The sequence below is a fragment of the Dysosmobacter sp. genome (genome assembly GCF_052306735.1).
Taxonomy (GTDB): Bacteria; Bacillota; Clostridia; order Oscillospirales; family Oscillospiraceae; genus Oscillibacter.
In genome coordinates this window covers 21707-39386 of record NZ_DAWBAJ010000003.1, presented here as the reverse complement: position 1 = coordinate 39386, position 17680 = coordinate 21707, and the positions used below count along the sequence as shown (strand labels likewise).

At 65.6% G+C, this 17680-nt stretch carries 23 protein-coding genes; 21 read left to right on the top strand and 2 right to left on the bottom strand.

From position 1 onward, the window contains the following. Window positions 1-116: 116 nt before the first annotated feature. Window positions 117-950, top strand: coding sequence for a hypothetical protein (locus ACT67G_RS01495; protein WP_326216020.1), 834 nt, complete (start codon window positions 117-119; stop codon window positions 948-950). Between the two features lie 242 nt (window positions 951-1192). On the opposite strand, the gene ACT67G_RS01490 is transcribed toward ACT67G_RS01495, so the two are convergent. After that, window positions 1193-1606: a hypothetical protein gene (locus ACT67G_RS01490; protein ID WP_443662755.1), complete on the bottom strand. Its 414-nt coding sequence runs from the start codon at window positions 1604-1606 to the stop codon at window positions 1193-1195. Beyond that, window positions 1603-1806 (bottom strand): helix-turn-helix transcriptional regulator, encoded by a 204-nt coding sequence (locus tag ACT67G_RS01485; protein ID WP_325246403.1) that lies wholly within the window; start codon window positions 1804-1806, stop codon window positions 1603-1605. Before ACT67G_RS01485 ends, ACT67G_RS01490 begins: the two co-directional genes overlap by 4 nt. Before the next feature lie 173 nt (window positions 1807-1979). Between ACT67G_RS01485 and ACT67G_RS01480 the strand changes: the two genes are divergently transcribed. From ACT67G_RS01480 to ACT67G_RS01385, 20 genes are all read left to right on the top strand, one after another. Beyond that, entirely contained in the window at window positions 1980-2885 is a 906-nt protein-coding gene (locus tag ACT67G_RS01480; RefSeq protein ID WP_325246405.1) for an ATPase, T2SS/T4P/T4SS family, read from the top strand. Continuing rightward, the gene (locus tag ACT67G_RS01475; protein ID WP_443662754.1) at window positions 2879-3370 is read left to right on the top strand and encodes a stage III sporulation protein AB; all 492 of its coding nucleotides are present in this window, start codon (window positions 2879-2881) and stop codon (window positions 3368-3370) included. Before ACT67G_RS01480 ends, ACT67G_RS01475 begins: the two co-directional genes overlap by 7 nt. 11 nt (window positions 3371-3381) lie before the next feature. Beyond that, window positions 3382-3576, top strand: a complete 195-nt coding sequence (gene spoIIIAC, locus ACT67G_RS01470) for a stage III sporulation protein AC (protein ID WP_325246409.1) — start codon at window positions 3382-3384, stop codon at window positions 3574-3576. Window positions 3577-3578: 2 nt separating this feature from the next. Beyond that, window positions 3579-3968 carry a SpoIIIAC/SpoIIIAD family protein gene (locus tag ACT67G_RS01465; RefSeq protein WP_325246411.1) on the top strand — a complete coding sequence of 130 codons (390 nt, stop codon included), beginning with the start codon at window positions 3579-3581 and terminating at the stop codon, window positions 3966-3968. Next, window positions 3965-5041 carry a stage III sporulation protein AE gene (locus tag ACT67G_RS01460; RefSeq protein WP_443662753.1) on the top strand — a complete coding sequence of 359 codons (1077 nt, stop codon included), beginning with the start codon at window positions 3965-3967 and terminating at the stop codon, window positions 5039-5041. Before ACT67G_RS01465 ends, ACT67G_RS01460 begins: the two co-directional genes overlap by 4 nt. Then, complete coding sequence (locus ACT67G_RS01455; protein WP_443662752.1) at window positions 5038-5517, top strand: stage III sporulation protein AF; 480 nt, start codon at window positions 5038-5040, stop codon at window positions 5515-5517. The genes ACT67G_RS01460 and ACT67G_RS01455 overlap by 4 nt, the downstream gene beginning before the upstream one ends. A 43-nt stretch (window positions 5518-5560) precedes the next feature. After that, the gene (locus ACT67G_RS01450) at window positions 5561-6016 is read left to right on the top strand and encodes a hypothetical protein (protein ID WP_443662751.1); all 456 of its coding nucleotides are present in this window, start codon (window positions 5561-5563) and stop codon (window positions 6014-6016) included. A 23-nt stretch (window positions 6017-6039) separates the two neighbouring features. Continuing rightward, the gene (locus ACT67G_RS01445; protein WP_325244710.1) at window positions 6040-6600 is read left to right on the top strand and encodes a SpoIIIAH-like family protein; all 561 of its coding nucleotides are present in this window, start codon (window positions 6040-6042) and stop codon (window positions 6598-6600) included. A 131-nt stretch (window positions 6601-6731) separates the two neighbouring features. Further along, entirely contained in the window at window positions 6732-7106 is a 375-nt protein-coding gene (locus tag ACT67G_RS01440; RefSeq protein ID WP_325244712.1) for an Asp23/Gls24 family envelope stress response protein, read from the top strand. A gap of 36 nt (window positions 7107-7142) precedes the next feature. Beyond that, window positions 7143-7592, top strand: a complete 450-nt coding sequence (gene nusB, locus ACT67G_RS01435; protein ID WP_443662750.1) for a transcription antitermination factor NusB — start codon at window positions 7143-7145, stop codon at window positions 7590-7592. Between the two features lie 94 nt (window positions 7593-7686). Then, window positions 7687-8910, top strand: a complete 1224-nt coding sequence (xseA, locus tag ACT67G_RS01430; protein WP_325247543.1) for an exodeoxyribonuclease VII large subunit — start codon at window positions 7687-7689, stop codon at window positions 8908-8910. Beyond that, entirely contained in the window at window positions 8907-9143 is a 237-nt protein-coding gene (gene xseB, locus ACT67G_RS01425) for an exodeoxyribonuclease VII small subunit (protein WP_325247544.1), read from the top strand. The genes xseA and xseB overlap by 4 nt, the downstream gene beginning before the upstream one ends. A gap of 3 nt (window positions 9144-9146) precedes the next feature. Next, window positions 9147-10022, top strand: coding sequence for a polyprenyl synthetase family protein (locus ACT67G_RS01420; RefSeq protein WP_325247545.1), 876 nt, complete (start codon window positions 9147-9149; stop codon window positions 10020-10022). Window positions 10023-10866: 844 nt separating this feature from the next. After that, a complete protein-coding gene (locus tag ACT67G_RS01415; RefSeq protein ID WP_325247546.1) occupies window positions 10867-11427 on the top strand; it encodes a DUF21 domain-containing protein in 561 nt (186 codons plus the stop codon). A 12-nt stretch (window positions 11428-11439) separates the two neighbouring features. Next, window positions 11440-13305 carry a 1-deoxy-D-xylulose-5-phosphate synthase gene (dxs, locus tag ACT67G_RS01410; protein WP_443662749.1) on the top strand — a complete coding sequence of 622 codons (1866 nt, stop codon included), beginning with the start codon at window positions 11440-11442 and terminating at the stop codon, window positions 13303-13305. 35 nt (window positions 13306-13340) lie between these two features. Then, entirely contained in the window at window positions 13341-14165 is an 825-nt protein-coding gene (locus ACT67G_RS01405; RefSeq protein WP_443662748.1) for a TlyA family RNA methyltransferase, read from the top strand. Then, window positions 14162-15046, top strand: coding sequence for an NAD(+)/NADH kinase (locus ACT67G_RS01400; protein WP_443662747.1), 885 nt, complete (start codon window positions 14162-14164; stop codon window positions 15044-15046). The genes ACT67G_RS01405 and ACT67G_RS01400 overlap by 4 nt, the downstream gene beginning before the upstream one ends. Beyond that, complete coding sequence (locus ACT67G_RS01395; protein WP_325247550.1) at window positions 15036-15485, top strand: arginine repressor; 450 nt, start codon at window positions 15036-15038, stop codon at window positions 15483-15485. The genes ACT67G_RS01400 and ACT67G_RS01395 overlap by 11 nt, the downstream gene beginning before the upstream one ends. A gap of 63 nt (window positions 15486-15548) precedes the next feature. Then, window positions 15549-17243, top strand: a complete 1695-nt coding sequence (recN, locus tag ACT67G_RS01390; protein WP_443662746.1) for a DNA repair protein RecN — start codon at window positions 15549-15551, stop codon at window positions 17241-17243. Then, a complete protein-coding gene (locus ACT67G_RS01385; protein ID WP_443662745.1) occupies window positions 17240-17596 on the top strand; it encodes a fluoride efflux transporter FluC in 357 nt (118 codons plus the stop codon). The genes recN and ACT67G_RS01385 overlap by 4 nt, the downstream gene beginning before the upstream one ends. Window positions 17597-17680: the final 84 nt, after the last annotated feature.

Sequence of the window (17680 nt, the reverse complement as noted above, 5' to 3'; positions counted from 1 at the left end):
GCGTGCGCGGCCTCTTGCTGTCCCGGAGGCGATTTTTTCACCCTCCCGCCCCGGACGCATAGACTGGATTGAAAGAGAGCATCTTTCACCCAGTTACATCATTAGGAGGTATTACCATGCCCGACAAAATCATGCCCGGTCCTGTGGAGGATCTGCGCGGCATCCGGGAGGCAGTCTGTATCCATACCCGCAAGATCTACGATTCCTGCCGTGACAAGGACTGCATTGAGGATCTGCGGTTCTATCCCAAGCTCCAGTGCGTGGACATCATCAACCGCGCCCTGTCCGTCAAGGGAGGCACCGCCCGGCTGCTGTATGTCTATGTGGATGTGGAGCCCGTCAGCTTCAACCGGGGCTTCTTCACCGTGGATATGCGCTTTTTCTATCATGTGACTCTCCAGGCCTATCTCAGCTGCCCCGCCCCCGTCACCGTGGAGGGCCTGTGCGTCTTTGACAAGCGGGTCATTCTCTTCGGCAGTGAGGGCAACGCCAAGATCTTCTCCTCTCAGATGCGCACCGGAGAGCCGGACATCCAGCAGCTCAAGCGCACCAACCTCCCCATCGCCGTGGTGGAGGCCGTGGATCCCATCGTGCTGGACGCCCGGATCATGGATTGCTGCGGCAAGCGGGAGTGCGACTGCGACCTGTGCGAAGTGCCCTCCTTCATCAACGACTGCTTCGAGGGCGACCTCTCCGGTGGGGACGACAGCCGCCGGATCTATGTCACCTTGGGCCAGTTCTCCATCGTGCGCCTGGAGCGGGACTCCCAGCTGCTGGTGCCGGTGTACGACTACTGCATGCCCGACAAGGAGTGCTCCTGCGGCGGCGGCAACGAGGATCCCTGCTGCGTCTTCCGCAACATCGCCTTCCCTGTGGGCGAGTTCTTCCCGCCCAACACCGTCAAGACCCCGGAAAATTACGAGGACGCCAAGTGCTGCTGCTGCAAGTAAGCACACCGCGTCAGACTACAAAAAGAGGCCGCCCGGATGGGTGGCCTCTTAGGCTGTCTAAAAAAAGGGGGGGACTTGCGCGACGGGAGGGAAGATAGTTACGAAAGAAACCCAGGAGGGGTGTCTTTCGTTTTCAATCATAAGTTTTTTGAACCTTTTAAAGGTTTAAAAAACTTGCTCAGCGTGTCGAAAAAACGTTTTCGACACGCTGAGAGGCCGCCCGCCGGGCGGCCTCTTTTTTGTTACATCTCCCGCTGGTAGCGGACCATGAGCCACAGCTCCAGAACGCATTTGGCCAGGAACACGCCCACCGTCGTCAGCGTCACCCACAGGGGAGCATCCAGTCCAATGGACACAAACGCCGCCCCCATGACGGCCCACTGGAGCACCTCGCCGGATACCGCCTGGGCCCGGCGGCGGATGGCCACGTTGCGCTCGTCCTTGGCCTCGATCTCCGCCCGGCGCATGGCGGCGGGATCTTTCTGGGCCCGGCGGAGTACCATCAGATTAGAGCCGCAATAGCCCAGGGCACCGGCGCCAATGCCCATCATCGTTCCGCCCACGGAGTCGCTGACGCGCCCCTCCAGTACCAGGGAGAGGGCCATCAGGGCAATGCCGCAGAGCAGGAAGATCCCGTAGAGAACCGACTTTTTCATATCCCATCCTCCTCATAGATGAAAATATCCTCAATGGTGAGCCCAAAGTACCGGGCAATCTTGAAGGCCAGCAGAATGGAGGGATTGTAGCGCCCGTTCTCCAGCGACCCGATGGTCTGCCGGGAAACCTCCAGCGCCGCGGCCAGCTCCTCCTGCCGGATGCCCCGGGCCTTACGCAGCTCTTCCAACCGGTTTTTCAATCCGGCACCTCCCTCCAAAATGGAAAGTTTGCTTTCCATACCTGCAACATAGCACGGTGTTGGCAAAATGTCAAGTACGCTTTCCATTTTTCCTGCCGGGAAAATGAGGGACAGGCAGGCATAACCGGGGACGAGCCGTCATAGAGTGTACAAAACCGGAAGGGGGGAGCGCCTTGGACGAGGCGAGAGCGCGTTACAGCGCGGCGGCGGCGGTGCTGCCGCCGGTTTTGCGGCAGGCGGCCATGACCCTGCCGCCCCGGGAGCAATCCCAGGCAGAGGAGTTCCGGCTCCGGGCGGGACAGGTGATGACGGTGCTGCTGCCCACAGGGGAGTATTCCCTGGGGATCCGGGTGGAGCAGGAGATGCTGGAGACGCTGTGGGATCTGGCCACGGACCACTCCCGCTACGCGGCGGCGGAGGCCGCCCGGGCGGGGTACTTATCGGTGCGGGGCGGGTTTCGGGTGGGCCTGTGCGGCACCGCCATCATGCGGGAGGGCGTGGTAACGGGCCTGCGGGACCTGAGCGCCGTGTCGGTGCGCATCGGCCGGGAGTGCCGGGGCATCGCGGCGGCCTTGGTGTCCAGTCTCTTTGAACGGGACACCTTCCAGAGCACGCTGCTGCTCTCGCCCCCGGGGGGCGGCAAGACCACGCTTTTGCGGGACCTGGTGCGCTGCCTCTCCGCCGGAGAGGGCTGTCCGCCCCGGCGGGTGGCGCTGGTGGACGAGCGGGGGGAGGTGGCGGTCACCTGGCGGGGGGTGCCCCAAATGGACGTGGGCCCCCGGACGGACGTGCTGGACGGTTGTCCCAAGGCAGCGGGCATTCCCATGGTGCTGCGGGCCATGAACCCCCAGGTCATCGCCGTGGACGAGATCACCGTCCGGGAAGACCTCACCGCCGCCGCCCACGCCGCCGGGTGCGGGGTGGGGCTGCTGGCTACCATCCACGCCGCCACCGCCCAGGAGCTGACGGAAAAACCCTTGTACCGGGAGCTTCTGGCCCAGGGGGTGTTCTGCCGGTGCGTGCGCATCGAGAAGGGCCCGGCGGGCCGCCGCTACCGGATGGAGGCCCTGCCATGCTGAAGCTCATGGGGAGTTTTCTGATCCTTGCCGGCGGGGTGCTGGTGCGGCAGCGGTGTGTGCGGGCCTGGCGGCAGGAGCAGGAGGCCCTGGCCTCCCTGACGGGAGCCCTGGAACGCCTTGCGGAGGAGGTGCGGGCCACGGCGCTGCCATTGCCCCGGCTTTTGTCCGAAGCGGCGGGGCCCGGAGCCGCCGGTGATTTTTTCCGGGCGGTGCTGACTGGGCTGCGGCGGGAGGAGCCCCTTCCCGGAGCGTGGCGGCAGGCGGCCCTGGCGCTGCCCCTCTCCCCGGAGGACCGCCGGTCCCTGGCCGGGGCCGGAGAGGGCTTGCGGGGAAGCGAGGAGCAGGTGTGCCGGAGCCTGGAGGCGGCATCGTCCCAGCTGGAGCGGAGCTTGGAGGACGCCCGGCGGCGGGAGCGGGAGCGGGAGCGGCAGGCCACGGCCCTGAGCTTTTCCGGCGCGGCGCTGCTGGTGATTTTACTGATTTGAGGAGAGAGACCATGGATGTGGATTTGATCTTTCGGATCGCGGCCATCGGGATCCTGGTGGCGGTGCTCAACCAGCTGCTGGTGCGTTCCGGGCGGGAGGAGCAGGCCATGATGACCACCCTGGCGGGACTGGTGGTGGTGATGATGATGATGGTGCGGGAGATCAGCGATCTCTTTGAGCTGATCCGCGTGCTGTTCGGATTTTAGGTATGGAGCAGGTGCTGCAGGCGGCGGCGCTGTGCGTCACGGCGTCGCTTTTGGCCATGGTGGTGCGCCGGGGCAGCCCGGAGACGGCGCTGCTGCTGGCCCTGGGCGCGGCGGCGGTGGTGCTGGCGGCCCTGGCGGACCCTCTGGCCCAGGTGCTGGCCTTTGCGGAGGAGCTGGGACGGCGCAGCGGTATCTCGGAAGAGCTGCTTGCCCCCCTCTACAAGACCGTGGCCATCGCCCTGGTGGTGCGGGTGGGGGGGAGCCTCTGCCGGGACGCCGGGGAGTCCGCCCTGGGGGCGGTGGTGGAGACGGCGGGGGCGGTGTGCGCCCTGCTGGCGGCGCTGCCATTGATCCAGACGGCATCGTCTTTACTGTGGGAGCTGATGGAATGAAACGGTGGATCATCTGTTTGGCGGCGGCCCTGGCGGCCCTGACGGTCTTCTCCCGGGCGGCGGAGCTGCCGGGGGAGCTGACGGACGCCCTGCCGAAGGGCACGGAGGAGATCATTGCGCAGACCGACCTCACCGCCTCCGGGGGCCTTGCCCAGGGGGTGGGGAACATCCTGGAAGAGCTGGGGCAGCAGGTGGGGGACGTGGTGCGCTCCAGAGTGCGGGGGGCGGCGGCGGTGCTGCTGGCGGTGGTGCTGTGCGGCGCGGTGGAGGGGGCCCTCCCCGGGGGCGGCGGAAAGCTGAATCTCACCGCTATGGCGGGGGCGGTGACCATCACCCTCCTCACCGCCGGGAGCCTCACAAGCCTCATGGGATTGGGGGCGGAGACCATCGACTCCCTGGCGGACTTCTCCCACGTGCTGATGCCGGTGCTGGCGGCGGCCACGGCGGCGGCGGGGGCTCTCACCACCGCCACGGCCCAGCAGGTGGGGGCGGTGGTGCTGGTGGACGCCCTGCTGCGTCTCATCCAGGAGCTGCTGCTGCCCCTGACGTATCTCTACGTGGGGGTGCTGACGGCCTCCGCCATGCTGCCCCAGGGGCGGCTGGCCCCTCTGGCGGACGGCATCAAAAAGGCCGTCACCTGGATCCTCACCACGGCGCTTCTGGCCTTCACCTCCTACCTCTCAGTGGCCAAGGTGATTTCCGGCGCCGCCGACGCCGTGACGGTGAAGATGACCAAGGCCGCCATCTCCGGCGTGGTGCCGGTGGTGGGAGGCATCATCTCCGAGGCGGCGGAGACGGTGCTGGCCGGGGCGGGGGTACTGAAAAACACCATCGGCCTTGCCGGGACGCTGGCCATTCTGGCGGCCTGCGCCTATCCCTTCTTGCAGTTGGGGGTGCAGTACCTCCTCTACAAGCTCACGGCGTTCCTCTCCTGCACCATGGGGCCGCCGGAGCTGTGCCGCCTCATCGGCGGATTGGGAGGCGCCTTCGGGCTGGTGCTGGGGATGACCGGTGCCTGCGCGCTGCTGCTGCTGGTGGCGGTGCTCTCCTCCGTGGGGGCGGTGGTGCCATGATGGAATCGCTGCGGACATGGCTTTCTTCCATCGTGGCGGTGACGCTGCTCATTGCCATGGCGGAGTCCTTGGTGCCGGAGGGGACCATGCGGCGGGTGGCAGGATTTACGGGAGGGCTGGTGCTGCTGCTGGCGCTGGTGCGGCCGGTGCTGGCGGGAGGATTGCCGGATCTGACGCTGGAGACGGAGAAGTGGACGGCGGCCATTGAAGATCAGCAGGCATCCCTCTCCCGGCAGGGAGAAGACGCCCTGGCAGCACTCATAGCGGAGCGGACAGCGTCATATATATGGGACAAAGGGGCCGCCCTGGGGCTGGAGGTCAAGGCCAACGTGGAGACCCGGACGGGGGAGGCGGGGCTTCCGGTGCCCGAGCGCGTAGAGCTGGAGGGGCCCTATTCCAAAGAGCTGGCGGACTACATCACCCATGAGCTGAACATCCCCCCGGAGAGGCAGGTTTGGAATGAACAGGAAAACTGAAGGAGTGCAAAGGATATGGGAACGGTACAAATGGGCGGTTTTGGTGATCTTGGCGGGCGTCGTGGCGCTGCTATGGCCGAGTGGTGGGACGAAGGAGACCTCCACGGCGCAGAGTACGGCGGTGGCGGCCCTGGGGGACCCGGAGGCGCTGCAGGAGGAGATGGAGGAGATCCTCTCCCACATCAGCGGCGTGGGGGAGGTTCGGCTTCTGCTGACGGTGGAGACGGACGGGGAGCGGCAGCTGGCGGGGAACACGGAAACCTCATACAGCGGCTCTGCCTCCGCGCCGGAGGATTTCTCACGCAGCTGGGAGGCGGTGATGGCCCAGGACGGCGGGCAGACGCCGGTGGTGACCACCACCCGGTATCCCACGTACCGGGGGGCCCTGGTGGTGTGCCAGGGGGGCGATCAGGCGTCGGTGCGCCTGGCGGTGACGGAGGCGGTGACGGCGCTGACGGGACTTCCCGCAGACCGCGTGTCCGTGGCAAAATGGCAGTGATTATCTGGAGGAGGAAAACGGGTATGGCGACAAGATGGAGACGCAATGCAGTGGTGGCCACCATGGCGGTGCTGGTGTGCGCGGCGGTGGCCCTCAACTGGAAGTATTCCGGGGAGCAGGCGGTGGAGGAGACCGGAACCAAGATCCTGGGGGAGGCCACGCTGGTGTCCGGCCAGGAGACGGACGAGGCCCAGGAGACCCTGGAGGAGGCGGACGTGTACGGCGGGGACGACTACTTTGCCTCCGCGCGGCTCACCCGCCAGCAGGCCCGGGACAGCGCCATCTCCCTGCTGCAGGAGGCGGCGGCCCAGGAGGGAGCGGATCAGAGCGTGGCGGATGAGGCGTCCCTGGGCATCCAGACCCTGGCCTCCTACACCCTGGCGGAGGCACAGATCGAAAACCTGGTCACCGCCAAGGGCTACGCCGACTGCGTGGCCTTCATGGGGGAGGAGAGCATCAGCATCGTGGTGTCCAAGGATGACGGGTCGGACCTGACGGCGGAGGACGTGGCCAAGATCACGGACATCGCCATCACGGAGACGGGCTACGACGCCTCCGGCATCAAGATCGTCCCGGCAAATTAGCTGTTGTATTTTTCACCGGAGCATGGTAAAATAGCGCAAAGCGGCCATGCGCCCGGATCACGCCGCAGGCGCGCCGCGACTTTATGTAAGAAATCCTCATACCAAGGATATCGGATAAGGAGTGTCGAGCCATGGGCGAGAGCAAGGAATATATGACGCTGCCGGAGGAGAACGGCAGCATCAACATCTCTGAGGAGGTCATCGCCGCCATCGCGGTGGGGGCCGTCCGGGATGTGGAGGGCGTCTCCGGCATGATGACCAATCTGGGCGGCAGCGTCACGGACCTGGTCACCAAGAAGAACGCGCAGAAGGGCACCAAGGGTGTCAAGATCGATATGACCGGCACCGCCCTGGTGCTGGACGTGTACCTGACGGTGAAGTTCGGCACCCCCATCCCCGAGGTGGCCGAGAACGCCCAGAAGGCTGTCATCTCCGCCGTGGAGGCCATGACCGGCTGCTCCGTGGGCGCGGTGAACGTCCATGTGGGCGGCGTGACGCTGGAGTAAGATTCAAGAGAGAAAGAGAAGAGGACGTAAAGATTTATGATTCGGAATACCGCGCGGGAGATCGCCATCCACCTTTCCTATGAGCTGAGCTTCAGCGACCTGCCTGTGGAGGAGCTGCTCAGCCGCCGGCTGACGCCGGAAGCCTTCGCCGCCCTGGCGGAGGAGGAGCCCCTGTATCAGGAGCCCCCCAACGCCAAACAGGCGGAGTATATCCGCCGCCTGGTGAAGGGCGTGGCCGAGCACGGCGCCGAGCTGGACGGCTACATTGCCCGGTACGCCAAGGGCTGGAACTTCGCGCGGATCCCTCTGGTGGCCTCCGCCATCATGCGGGTGGCCATGTACGAGATTCTCTATATGCCGGACATCCCCGCCGCCGCGTCCATCAACGAGGCGGTGGAGATCGCCAAGAAGTACGAGACGCCGGAGACGGTGAAGTTCATCAACGGCATCCTGGGCAGCTTCCTGCGCCAGGAGGTATCCCAGTAACACGCACGGCAGAGCGGACGCGGCGGGTGAGTGCCGCCGGCCGGTCTGCCGTTTTTTCTGTCCCCCGGGCTCGTCCCGGAGAAAAGGAGACTATATGGAACAGCATATTTTCGGCGTGGCGGAGGTCAACCAGCTCATCAAGCACATGCTGGACGGGGAGCCCATGCTCCAGGGGATCCTGGTGCGGGGGGAGCTCTCCAACTACAAGATCTATCCCTCCGGCCACCACTACTTTACCCTCAAGGACGCCGACGGGGCGCTGCGGTGCGTCATGTTCCGGGGGCAGGCCTCCCGGCTGCGGTTCCGGCCGGAAAACGGCATGAAGGTCATCGCCTCCGGCCGCATCACCGTCTTTCCCCGGGACGGGGCCTACCAGCTCTACTGCGACTCCCTGACGCCGGAGGGCGTGGGAGACCTGGCGGTGGCCTTCGAGCAGCTCAAGGCCCGGCTCTACGCCGAGGGCCTCTTTGACCCCGCTCACAAAAAGCCCCTGCCCCGGTATCCCCAGACCATCGCCATCGTCACCTCCCCGGCGGGGGCCGCCGTCCACGACATGATCCGCATTCTCCGCCGCCGTTTTCCCATCGCCAAGGTGGTGCTGCTGGGTGTCCGGGTCCAGGGGGCGGAGGCGCCGCCGGAGATCGCCGGAGCCATCCGGTACGCCAACAAGTGGCGGGTAGGGGACGTCATCATCACCGGACGGGGCGGCGGATCCATGGAGGATCTGTGGGCCTTCAACGACGAGCGGGTGGCCCGGGCCATCTATGACTCGGAGCTGCCGGTGATCTCCGCCGTGGGCCACGAGCCGGACGTCACCATCGCGGACTTTGTGGCGGACGCCCGGGCCTCCACGCCCTCCAACGCCGCAGAGATCGCGGTGCCGGACTCCGCGGAGCTGCTGCGCTGGCTCCGGGGGGCGGAGGGCCAGATGGCCCGGAAGGAGACCGCCCGGCTGGAGGATCTGCGCGCCCGGCTGGATACCCTGAAGGCCAAGCGGGTGATGACGGACCCCATGGCCTATCTGCAGGATAAGCGCATGGAGCTCACCCACGTCCAGCAGCGGCTGGGCGACGTGTCCGGGACCTTGCTCTCCCGGAAGAAGGAGCGCTTTGCCGCCCTGGCGGCGTCGTTGGACGCCATGAGCCCCCTGAAAGTCCTGGGCCGGGGCTACGCCATGGCCCAGAATACCCAGGGACAGATCCTCAAGAGCTGGCGGGACGTGTCGGCGGGAGACGCCGTCACCGTGACGCTGGGAGAAGGCGCCCTGGAGTGCCGTGTGGAGGACGCATATGATACGAAAGAGAGGTACGGGAAATGAGCGCCAAGAAGGCAACGTTTGAGGAGAAGATCGCCCGCCTGGAGGAGATCGTGGCGGCACTGGAGAAGGGAGACGCCCCTCTGGCGGACTCCCTGGCCCTCTTTGAGGAGGGTACCAAGCTCATCGCCGACTGCGCCGGTCAGCTGGAGACGGCGGAGCAGACGGTGGTAAAGCTGATGAAGGGCGCCGACGGCGCTCCCGTGGAGCAGCCCTTCGCGGATCAGGAGGGCTGAGGGATGGAGTCTTTCAAGAGCCGTTACGACACCTACCGCCAGGCGGTAGAGGGGTATCTGCAGGGCCTCTTCACGGACAAGACCCCCTGGGAAGACCTGTACGAGTCCATGCGCTACAGCTTGCTGGCGGGGGGCAAGCGCATCCGGCCGGTGCTGACGCTGGAATTTGCCCGCCTTTCCGGGATGGAGAACTGGCGGAACGCCCTGAGCCCCGCCTGCGCCCTGGAGCTGGTGCACACCTACTCCCTGATCCACGACGACCTGCCCTGCATGGACGACGACGACCTGCGCCGGGGCAAGCCCACCAACCACAAGGTCTACGGGGAGACGTTGGCGGTGCTGGCGGGAGACGCCCTGCAGCCGGAGGCCTTCCGGCTGATCCTCACGGCCACCAATCTCCCGGCGGAGCGCCGTGCGGCGTGCGCCCTGATCCTGGCGGAATCCGCCGGTGCCCAGGGCATGGTGGCCGGGCAGGTGCTGGACACCCTCCACGCCCCCGGGAGCCGGGAGGAGCTGACGCTGGTGCACCGGCTGAAGACCGGGGCCATGATCGACGGTGCCTGCCGCATGGGCGTGGCCGCCGCCGGCGGATCCGGCGCCCTGATGGACGCCGCCGCCCGGTACGCCGCGGGCCTGGGCATGGCCTTCCAGATCCGGGACGACATGCTGGACGTGGTGGGCAACGCCGGGGAGTTCGGCAAGCCCATCGGCTCCGACGCCCAGGAGGGAAAGGTGACCTTTGTGAACCTGCTGGGCATCGATGGCTGCCAGCAGGCGGTGCTGGACTACACCCGCCAGGCCAAGGAGGCGGTGGCCCCCTTTGACAAAGCGGGCTTCCTCACCGCCCTGGCGGATTCCCTGGCGGAGCGGAACAAATAAAAAACGCATAAAAAACGGCGCTGGGACAGGCTCCCGGCGCTGTTTTCCGCTGTTTTCGGGACAATTTGCTACGGGACATAAAAAATTCATTTTTGCATATACGGAATATGTTGTATATTTATTAAAAAGATGCTATACTAGAGACCGCTAAGCGGCGGCGCAGTATTCTAGTCAGATCCGCCGTCCCCTAAGGAGGGCCTAAAAATCCTCTGAAGGGCATACCGGTGAAACCTCTGGTGCCTGCTTGATACGCCCAGTTTCGGGTGGGTGCTGGGGGGAAGCGTGTTTTTTTCTTCGCGCTTGCGGACTCAGGGCGCTTTCCAATGGCATGGTTATCCCGACCCTGTTTCCGTGGAGACCTGCTCTTGTGCACAGACGTACTCCCATCGTGGTATTTCCGGCCTGTGTACGAAGCAGACTATGAACCTGTAATGCGGTGCATCGGCCCTGCGGGGCCGTAACGCTGTGTGCAGATGTAGCCTGCCTTGCGTGGGGCGGGTGGATGGAGGAACCACGCGGCGGGCATCCCGGCCAGGATGCCGCCGTGATCGCCTGCTGAAACCCGTTCTGCAAAAGAGGCTAAAGGGACGGATGGACTGGGGTGGAAAACACCTAGGCTGTCCTGACGGGACGGAAAAGGGATTGCAGTGCGGACTAAGTGGCAATCGGGTAGCATGGACCGGCAACGCTGTGCAGCGGCTCTGAAAGGGGAACCGCCTCCACCGGCAACGGGAGGTGCGCCGCTGGGAAAGCCAACCCGTACCTAAGCCGTAAGATTTACCTTTTCCGCCGCCGCCTGCTTAGCGAGTTTGTATGTGATCCTTCCTGACAGGAGGTTTTTTCATTGTCTTCCAAAGGGCGCGCCGGCGGCCGGAAACAGCCGGGCCGCAGCTCCCAGTACCGCTGGGCGGCTGAGGTGTTCGTGCTGGCCATTGTCCTCTCCGCCGCGCTGTCCATGGCGTCTGAGACCACCCTCTCCGGGGCGGGCATCGCCGCGGCGCTTTCCGTGCTGGCGGTGTTCATCGGCCTTGGCATTTTGTTCGACATCATCGGCGTGGCGGTCACCGCCGCAGACCCCAAGCCTTTCCACTCCATGGCCTCCCACAAGGAGAAGGGGGCGGCGGAGGCGCTGATGCTCCTGCGCAACGCCGGACGGGTCTCCAGCGTCTGCAACGACGTGGTGGGGGATATCTGCGGCATCGTCAGCGGCACCACCGCCGCCGTCATCGTGGTGCGGCTCCAGGCGGCCTTCGGCGTGGAGTCCGTGCTGATGAGCGTGGGCGTCACCGCCCTCATTTCCGGCCTCACCATCGGCGGCAAGGCCCTGGGCAAGACCGTGGCCATCCGCAGCTCCACCCAGGTGGTGTACTGGGTGGGCCGGTTCCTCCATCTGTTTCACCGCTGAGAGGAGTGCTTCATGATACTTGAGAACATTCACACGCCGGAGGATGTCCGGCGCCTGGACCGGAAGGAGCTTCCGGCCCTGTGCGCGGAGCTGCGGCAGTTTTTGGTGGACCATGTCTCCCAGACCGGCGGGCACCTGGCCTCCAACCTGGGAGCCGTGGAGCTGACGGTGGCCATCCACCGGGTGTTCGACACCTCCCGGGACCGGCTGGTGTTCGACGTGGGCCACCAGTGCTATGTCCACAAGGCCCTCACCGGGCGGCAGGCCCTCTTCGATACCCTGCGCCAGCTGGACGGCCTCTCCGGCTTCCCCAAGCCCCATGAGAGCGTCCACGACGCCTTCATCGCCGGACACGCCTCCAACTCCGTATCTGTGGCGCTGGGCATGGCAAGGGCAAGAACCTTACAGCACGCGGATTACAGCGTCCTGGCCCTCATCGGGGACGGTGCCCTGACGGGCGGCCTTGCCTACGAGGGCCTCAACAACGCCGGGGCCTCGGGGGAGCCTCTCATCGTCATCCTCAACGACAACGGCATGTCCATCAACCCCAATGTGGGGGCCATGCCCACCCATCTGGCGAGGCTCCGCTCCAAGCCCGCCTATTACCACTTTAAAAAGTGGTACCGGGGGCTCTTCGGGGCCCAGCCCACGGAGCATCCCATCTACCGCTTCAACCACCGGGTGAAATCCACCCTGAAAAAGACCATCTTCCCCGGCAGCACCCTCTTCGAGGACATGGGCTTTACCTACCTGGGACCTATCGACGGCCACGACCTGGACCGCCTGGTGAATGTGCTCCAGTGGGCCCGGGAGCTGCGGGGGCCCGTGGTGGTCCATGTGAAGAGCGTCAAGGGCAAGGGCTACGCCTACGCCGAGCGCAATCCCGGCAAGTTCCACGGCGTGGCCCCCTTCGACCCCGAGACGGGCCTTTTGAAAAAACCCGGGGGAGAGAGCTTCTCCTCCGTCTTCGGCAAGACCCTGACGGACTGCGCCGGGGAGGATTCCCGGGTGTGCGCCATCACCGCCGCCATGGCGGACGGCACGGGGCTCAATACCTTTGCCAAGGCCCATCCGGAGCGGTTTTTCGACGTGGCCATCGCCGAGGGACACGGGGTGTCCATGGCGGCGGGCCTGGCGGCCCAGGGGATGATCCCGGTGTTCGCCGTGTACTCCACCTTCTTGCAGCGGGGGTACGACCAGCTGATCCACGACGTGTCGCTGATGCACCTCCATGTAGTGCTGGGGGTGGACCGGGCGGGATTGGTGGGCGCCGACGGCGAGACCCATCACGGCTGCTTCGACGCGCTGTTCCTCTCGGAGATCCCGGGCTTCACGGTGCTCTGTCCCGCCAGCTTCGCGGAGCTGCGGCATATGCTCCGCCAGGCGCTTTTCGAGATCGAGGGCCCTGTGGCCGTCCGCTATCCCCGGGGCGGGGAGGGGGCCTACCGGGCTGACCACGCGGATCAGGCGGCCGTGGCCCTGCGGACCGGGGCGGACGTCACCATTTTGGCCTACGGCGTGCTGGTGAACAACGCCCTGGAGGCCGCGGAGCTTCTGGAAAAGCAGGGGGTACACGCGGGTGTGGTGAAATTGAACTGCATCTCCCCCCTGGATATGGAGGCCCTGGGCGGCCTTCTGGACGAGACGAAAGTCCTGGCGGTGGCGGAGGATTCCTTCGGCGCCGGGTGCGTGGGCCAGCGGGTGGCCGCCATTTTGGCGGAGGCCGGCAGGGCCCCGGAGAAACTGATTTTGCAGAATCTCGGCAAGACCTACGCCCCGGAGGGGAGCGTGGCACAGCTGGAGCAGCGCTTCGGACTGGACGGGGCGGGCATCGCAAAGGCGGTGCTTCGCGGCCTTGGCCGGGAGGAGCGCAAATGAGAAGAGAGAGCGCCCCAGGGCGCGCGGAGGGAACCATGAGCGCAAAAAAACGACTGGATGTGGTGCTGGTGGAGCGGGGGCTCCAGGAGAGCCGCCAAAAGGCCCAGGCCACCATTATGAGCGGACTGGTGTTCGTAGGGGGCCAGCGGGTGGACAAGCCCGGATCCCCGGTGGCGGAGGACGCCCAGATCGAGATCCGGGGCAATGTGCTGCCCTATGTGAGCCGGGGAGGGCTGAAGCTGGAAAAGGCCATGCGCCAGTTTCCCATCACCCTCACCGGCGCTGTCTGCGGCGACATCGGCGCCTCCACCGGAGGCTTTACCGACTGCATGCTGCAAAACGGGGCCCAGAAGGTCTACGCCGTGGACGTGGGCTACGGGCAGCTTGCCTGGAAGCTCCGTTCCGACCCACGGGTGGTGTGCCTGGAGCGCACCAATGCCCGCTACCTCACCCATGAGCAGGTGCCCGATGAGCTGGACTTCGCCTCGGTGGACGTGAGCTTCATCTCGTTGAAGCTGATCCTGCCGGCCCTCCGGGGGCTTTTGAAGCCGGAGGGACACGTGGTGTGCCTGGTGAAGCCCCAGTTCGAGGCGGGCAAAGAGAAGGTGGGCAAAAAGGGCGTGGTCCGGGATCCCGCCGTCCATCTGGAGGTGCTGGAGCACTTCCTGGAACATGCAAAGGAATCTGACTTTACAGTTCTTGGCCTGACGTTCTCTCCCATCCGGGGACCTGAGGGCAACATCGAGTATCTGGGATACCTCCAGGCGGGCGAAGCCCAGGAGAGCATCCCGGATCTCAAGGAGCTGGTGGCAGCGTCCCACCAGGAGCTCAAGGAACACGGAGAGGAGCACGGCCAATGAATCCCAGGAAAATCATTCTCTGTCCCAATCCCAACCGGGACCGGGGCATGGAGGCCACCCACCGGGCCGAGGGACTGCTGCGGTCCATGGGCTTTCGGACGGTGGTGTGCTCCCCCTTCAAGGACCAGAAGGAGGGGGCCTTCGCCGACTACGACGTGCGGCCCCTGACGGCGGAGCTGCGCAGCGCGGATCTGCTCATCACCTTCGGCGGGGACGGCACCATTTTGCACCTTGCCAAACTGGCGGCCCTCAACAAGACCCCGGTGCTGGGCATCAACATGGGGGGCCTGGGATTCATCGCGGAGCTGGAGGCCGGGGAGCTGGATCTTCTGAAAAAGCTCCGGGACTGGGACTTTGAGACGGAGGAGCGGATGATGCTGGACGTCACCGTCCAGCGGGAAGGCCGCCAGATCTATCAGAATCTGGGCCTCAACGACGCGGTGATCCGGGAGGGTCCCATCTCCCACGTGATCCACCTGAAGGTCTCCTCCGACGGGCGGCACCTGGCGGACATCGCCGGGGACGGCGTCATCATCGCCACCCCCACGGGATCCACCGCCTACTCCCTCTCTGCCGGAGGGCCGGTGGTGGAGCCGGTGGCCCAGACCATGGTGGTGTGTCCCATCTGCACCCACAACATGCGCTTTTCGTCCTACGTGCTCTCGCCGGAGCACGTTCTGACCATCGAGCTGGAGCGCAACGGCCGCAAGCCGGTGTACCTGTGCGTGGACGAGAGCCGCGCCTTTTCCCTGAAAGCCGACGACCGGATCCAGGTCCGCCGTTCCAAGCACACGGTGCGCCTGGTGCGGCTGACGGAACGGAGTTTCTGCGAAATTTTTGCCCAAAAAATGCTGCCGGGAGGATTTGACGATGAAAAATGACCGCCAAAACATGATCCTGGAGATCATTTCCCAGGAAAATATCGAGACCCAGGAGCAGCTGCTCCAGCGCCTGCAGGAGCGGGGCATCACCTCCACCCAGGCCACCATCTCCCGGGACATCAAGCAGATGCACCTCATCAAGGAGCCGGTGGGCCAGGGGGTGTACAAGTACGCCGTCTCCGGCAACCGGGCCAAGCTGAACTTTGCCGAGCGGCTGCGCACCATCTTCCGGGAGAGCGTTACCAGCATCGAAAGCGCCCAGAACATCGTGGTGGTCAAGACCATGCCGGGCCTGGCCAGCGCCGCCTGCGCCGCCCTGGACGAGATGGGCGTGAGCTATATGGTGGGCTCCCTGGCGGGAGATGATACGGCCTTTTTGGTGATGAAGGACACGGAGTCCGCCCTGAGCTTTTGCCGGGAGATCCATGAGATGATGTAAAGGCCGGCGGGGAAGATCGGATGTACAATCGCGCAAGGGGCCGCTGCCCCGGGGAGGGAGCCCATGCTGGAGCTGCTGCACATTGAGAATATCGCGGTGATCCAGGAGGCGGACATTCAGTTCGCCCCCGGCTTCAACGCCCTCACCGGCGAGACCGGCGCGGGCAAGTCCATCGTCATCGACGCCATGGGGGCCGTGCTGGGAGGGCGCACCTCCCGGGACCTGATCCGCACCGGGGCCGCCCGGGCCTTTGTCAGCGCGCAGTTTTCCGGCGTTCCGGCGGACCTGCCGGGTCTTCAGGAAAACGGCATCGCCCCGGACGAGGAGGGGAGCCTCCTTTTGCAGCGGGACATCAGTGCCGACGGGCGCAACGTCTGCCGCATCAACGGCCGCCCGGTGAGCGTGGCCCAGCTGCGCGCCATCGGGTCGGAGCTTTTGAACATCCACGGCCAGCACGACGGCACGCAGCTGCTGGACGAGGAGCGTCACGGGGAGTACCTGGACCGCTTCGGCCGGACGGAGGGGCCCCTTTCCGCCTACCGCGCCGCCTACGACGCCATGGAGGCCCTGCGCCGGCAGATGGAAGCGTTGCGGATGGACGAGGCGGAGAAGGCCAGGCGTATGGACTCCCTGCGCTTCCAGATCGACGAGCTGGAGCGGGCGCAGCTGGTACCCGGGGAGGAGGAGACCCTCCTGGAGCGGCGGAGCCTCCTGCGCAACGGGGAGAAGTACCTTGCCGCCCTGGCGGGGGCCGACTGTGCCTTAAGCGGCGGCGACGAGGGAGGCGGCGCGGTATCCGCCCTGCGGGACGCCGAGGAGGCCCTCTACGGCGTGCGTACCCTGAGCGAGGATCTGGGGAATCTTTATGAGCGATTGAAAGCGGCCCGCTGTGAAGTATATGACCTTGCCGAAAGTGTCCGGGACAAGCGGGAGGAATTTGACTTCTCTCCCGGGGAGCTGGATGACGTGGAGGCCCGGGCTGACCAGCTGTACCGGCTGAAAAAGAAGTACGGCGCCACGGTGGAGGATATGCTTGCCTACCTGGACAAGTGCCGCGCGGAGCTGGACGCCATGGAGACGGCGGACGACACCCTCATCCGCCTGGAAGGGCAGATGAAAGCCGCCCGCGCCGCCGTGGACGCGGCGGGGGCAGAGCTGACGAAGGTGCGGCAGGCGGCAGCCCGGGTGCTGGAGGAGCGCATCCAGCGGGAGCTGCGGGAGCTGGACATGGCCCGGGTGCGCTTTGCCATCGACTTTGCCGCAAAAGACCCGTCCCCCGACGGGTGCGACGCCATCCGCTTTCTGATGTCCGCCAACGCCGGGGAGGACCTGCGCCCCATCGCCCGCATCGCCTCGGGCGGCGAGCTGGCCCGGATCATGCTGGCCCTCAAGAACGTTCTGGCAGAGCAGGAATCCGTGGGCACGCTGGTCTTTGACGAGGTGGACACCGGCGTCTCCGGCCGGGCGGCCCAGAAGGTGGCGGAAAAGCTGGCCCAGGTGAGCCGCCATAAGCAGGTGCTGTGTGTGACCCACCTTCCACAGCTGGCGGCCATGGCGGACACCCACTTCTCCGTGGAGAAGGGGGAGCGGGACGGCCGTACCTATACCCGCGTGGTGCTGCTGGACCGGGAGGCCCGGAAGGCGGAACTGGCCCGGATCACCGGCGGCGCCAATGTGACGCAGGCCCTGCTCCAGAGCGCCGGGGAGCTGCTGGACGCGGCGGAGCGCTACCGCAGGAACCTGGAGGCCCAGGCATGAGTGGATTTTTCTTTGTGGCGGCAGGGGGCGCCCTGGGCGCCGCCGGACGGTACGCCGTGAGTTTGCTGCCCTATACCGGGTCTTTCCCGGTGCTGACGCTCCTGACCAACTTTGCCGGGGCGCTGCTCATCGGCTTCATCGTGGGGGTGGGCAGGAGCCGTAATGCCACCCTTTTCTGGAAAACCGGCGTGTGCGGGGGATTTACCACCTTCTCCACCTTTTCCCTGGAGGCCCTGGGCCTGCTGGAGGAGGGCCGCACCGCTGCCGGGTGTGCCTACATTGCCTTGAGCCTGGGGCTGTGCCTTATGGGGGTCTGGCTGGGCCGGGCTCTGGGAGCCCGGGCGGGGGCGTGAACAATTCCGCCCCCCATGTTCTCTTTTTGAAAAGAGAACACGGGCCGCGGCCGGTCCAAAAGAGAAAACATTGGGCAGCCGGAC

Excerpts from the sequence above, each read along its gene's own strand:
- ACT67G_RS01465 (WP_325246411.1), top strand. The coding sequence starts at position 3,579 with ATGGAGCAGGTGCTGCAGGCGGCGGCGCTGTGCGTCACGGCGTCGCTT.
- ACT67G_RS01395 (WP_325247550.1), top strand. The coding sequence starts at position 15,036 with ATGAAAAATGACCGCCAAAACATGATCCTGGAGATCATTTCCCAGGAA.
- ACT67G_RS01440 (WP_325244712.1), top strand. The coding sequence starts at position 6,732 with ATGGGCGAGAGCAAGGAATATATGACGCTGCCGGAGGAGAACGGCAGC.
- ACT67G_RS01405 (WP_443662748.1), top strand. The coding sequence starts at position 13,341 with ATGAGCGCAAAAAAACGACTGGATGTGGTGCTGGTGGAGCGGGGGCTC.
- dxs (WP_443662749.1), top strand. The coding sequence starts at position 11,440 with ATGATACTTGAGAACATTCACACGCCGGAGGATGTCCGGCGCCTGGAC.
- ACT67G_RS01400 (WP_443662747.1), top strand. The coding sequence starts at position 14,162 with ATGAATCCCAGGAAAATCATTCTCTGTCCCAATCCCAACCGGGACCGG.
- ACT67G_RS01490 (WP_443662755.1), bottom strand. The coding sequence starts at position 1,606 with ATGAAAAAGTCGGTTCTCTACGGGATCTTCCTGCTCTGCGGCATTGCC.
- recN (WP_443662746.1), top strand. The coding sequence starts at position 15,549 with ATGCTGGAGCTGCTGCACATTGAGAATATCGCGGTGATCCAGGAGGCG.
- spoIIIAC (WP_325246409.1), top strand. The coding sequence starts at position 3,382 with ATGGATGTGGATTTGATCTTTCGGATCGCGGCCATCGGGATCCTGGTG.
- ACT67G_RS01385 (WP_443662745.1), top strand. The coding sequence starts at position 17,240 with ATGAGTGGATTTTTCTTTGTGGCGGCAGGGGGCGCCCTGGGCGCCGCC.
- ACT67G_RS01495 (WP_326216020.1), top strand. The coding sequence starts at position 117 with ATGCCCGACAAAATCATGCCCGGTCCTGTGGAGGATCTGCGCGGCATC.
- ACT67G_RS01445 (WP_325244710.1), top strand. The coding sequence starts at position 6,040 with ATGGCGACAAGATGGAGACGCAATGCAGTGGTGGCCACCATGGCGGTG.
- ACT67G_RS01460 (WP_443662753.1), top strand. The coding sequence starts at position 3,965 with ATGAAACGGTGGATCATCTGTTTGGCGGCGGCCCTGGCGGCCCTGACG.
- xseB (WP_325247544.1), top strand. The coding sequence starts at position 8,907 with ATGAGCGCCAAGAAGGCAACGTTTGAGGAGAAGATCGCCCGCCTGGAG.
- nusB (WP_443662750.1), top strand. The coding sequence starts at position 7,143 with ATGATTCGGAATACCGCGCGGGAGATCGCCATCCACCTTTCCTATGAG.
- ACT67G_RS01455 (WP_443662752.1), top strand. The coding sequence starts at position 5,038 with ATGATGGAATCGCTGCGGACATGGCTTTCTTCCATCGTGGCGGTGACG.
- ACT67G_RS01475 (WP_443662754.1), top strand. The coding sequence starts at position 2,879 with ATGCTGAAGCTCATGGGGAGTTTTCTGATCCTTGCCGGCGGGGTGCTG.
- xseA (WP_325247543.1), top strand. The coding sequence starts at position 7,687 with ATGGAACAGCATATTTTCGGCGTGGCGGAGGTCAACCAGCTCATCAAG.
- ACT67G_RS01420 (WP_325247545.1), top strand. The coding sequence starts at position 9,147 with ATGGAGTCTTTCAAGAGCCGTTACGACACCTACCGCCAGGCGGTAGAG.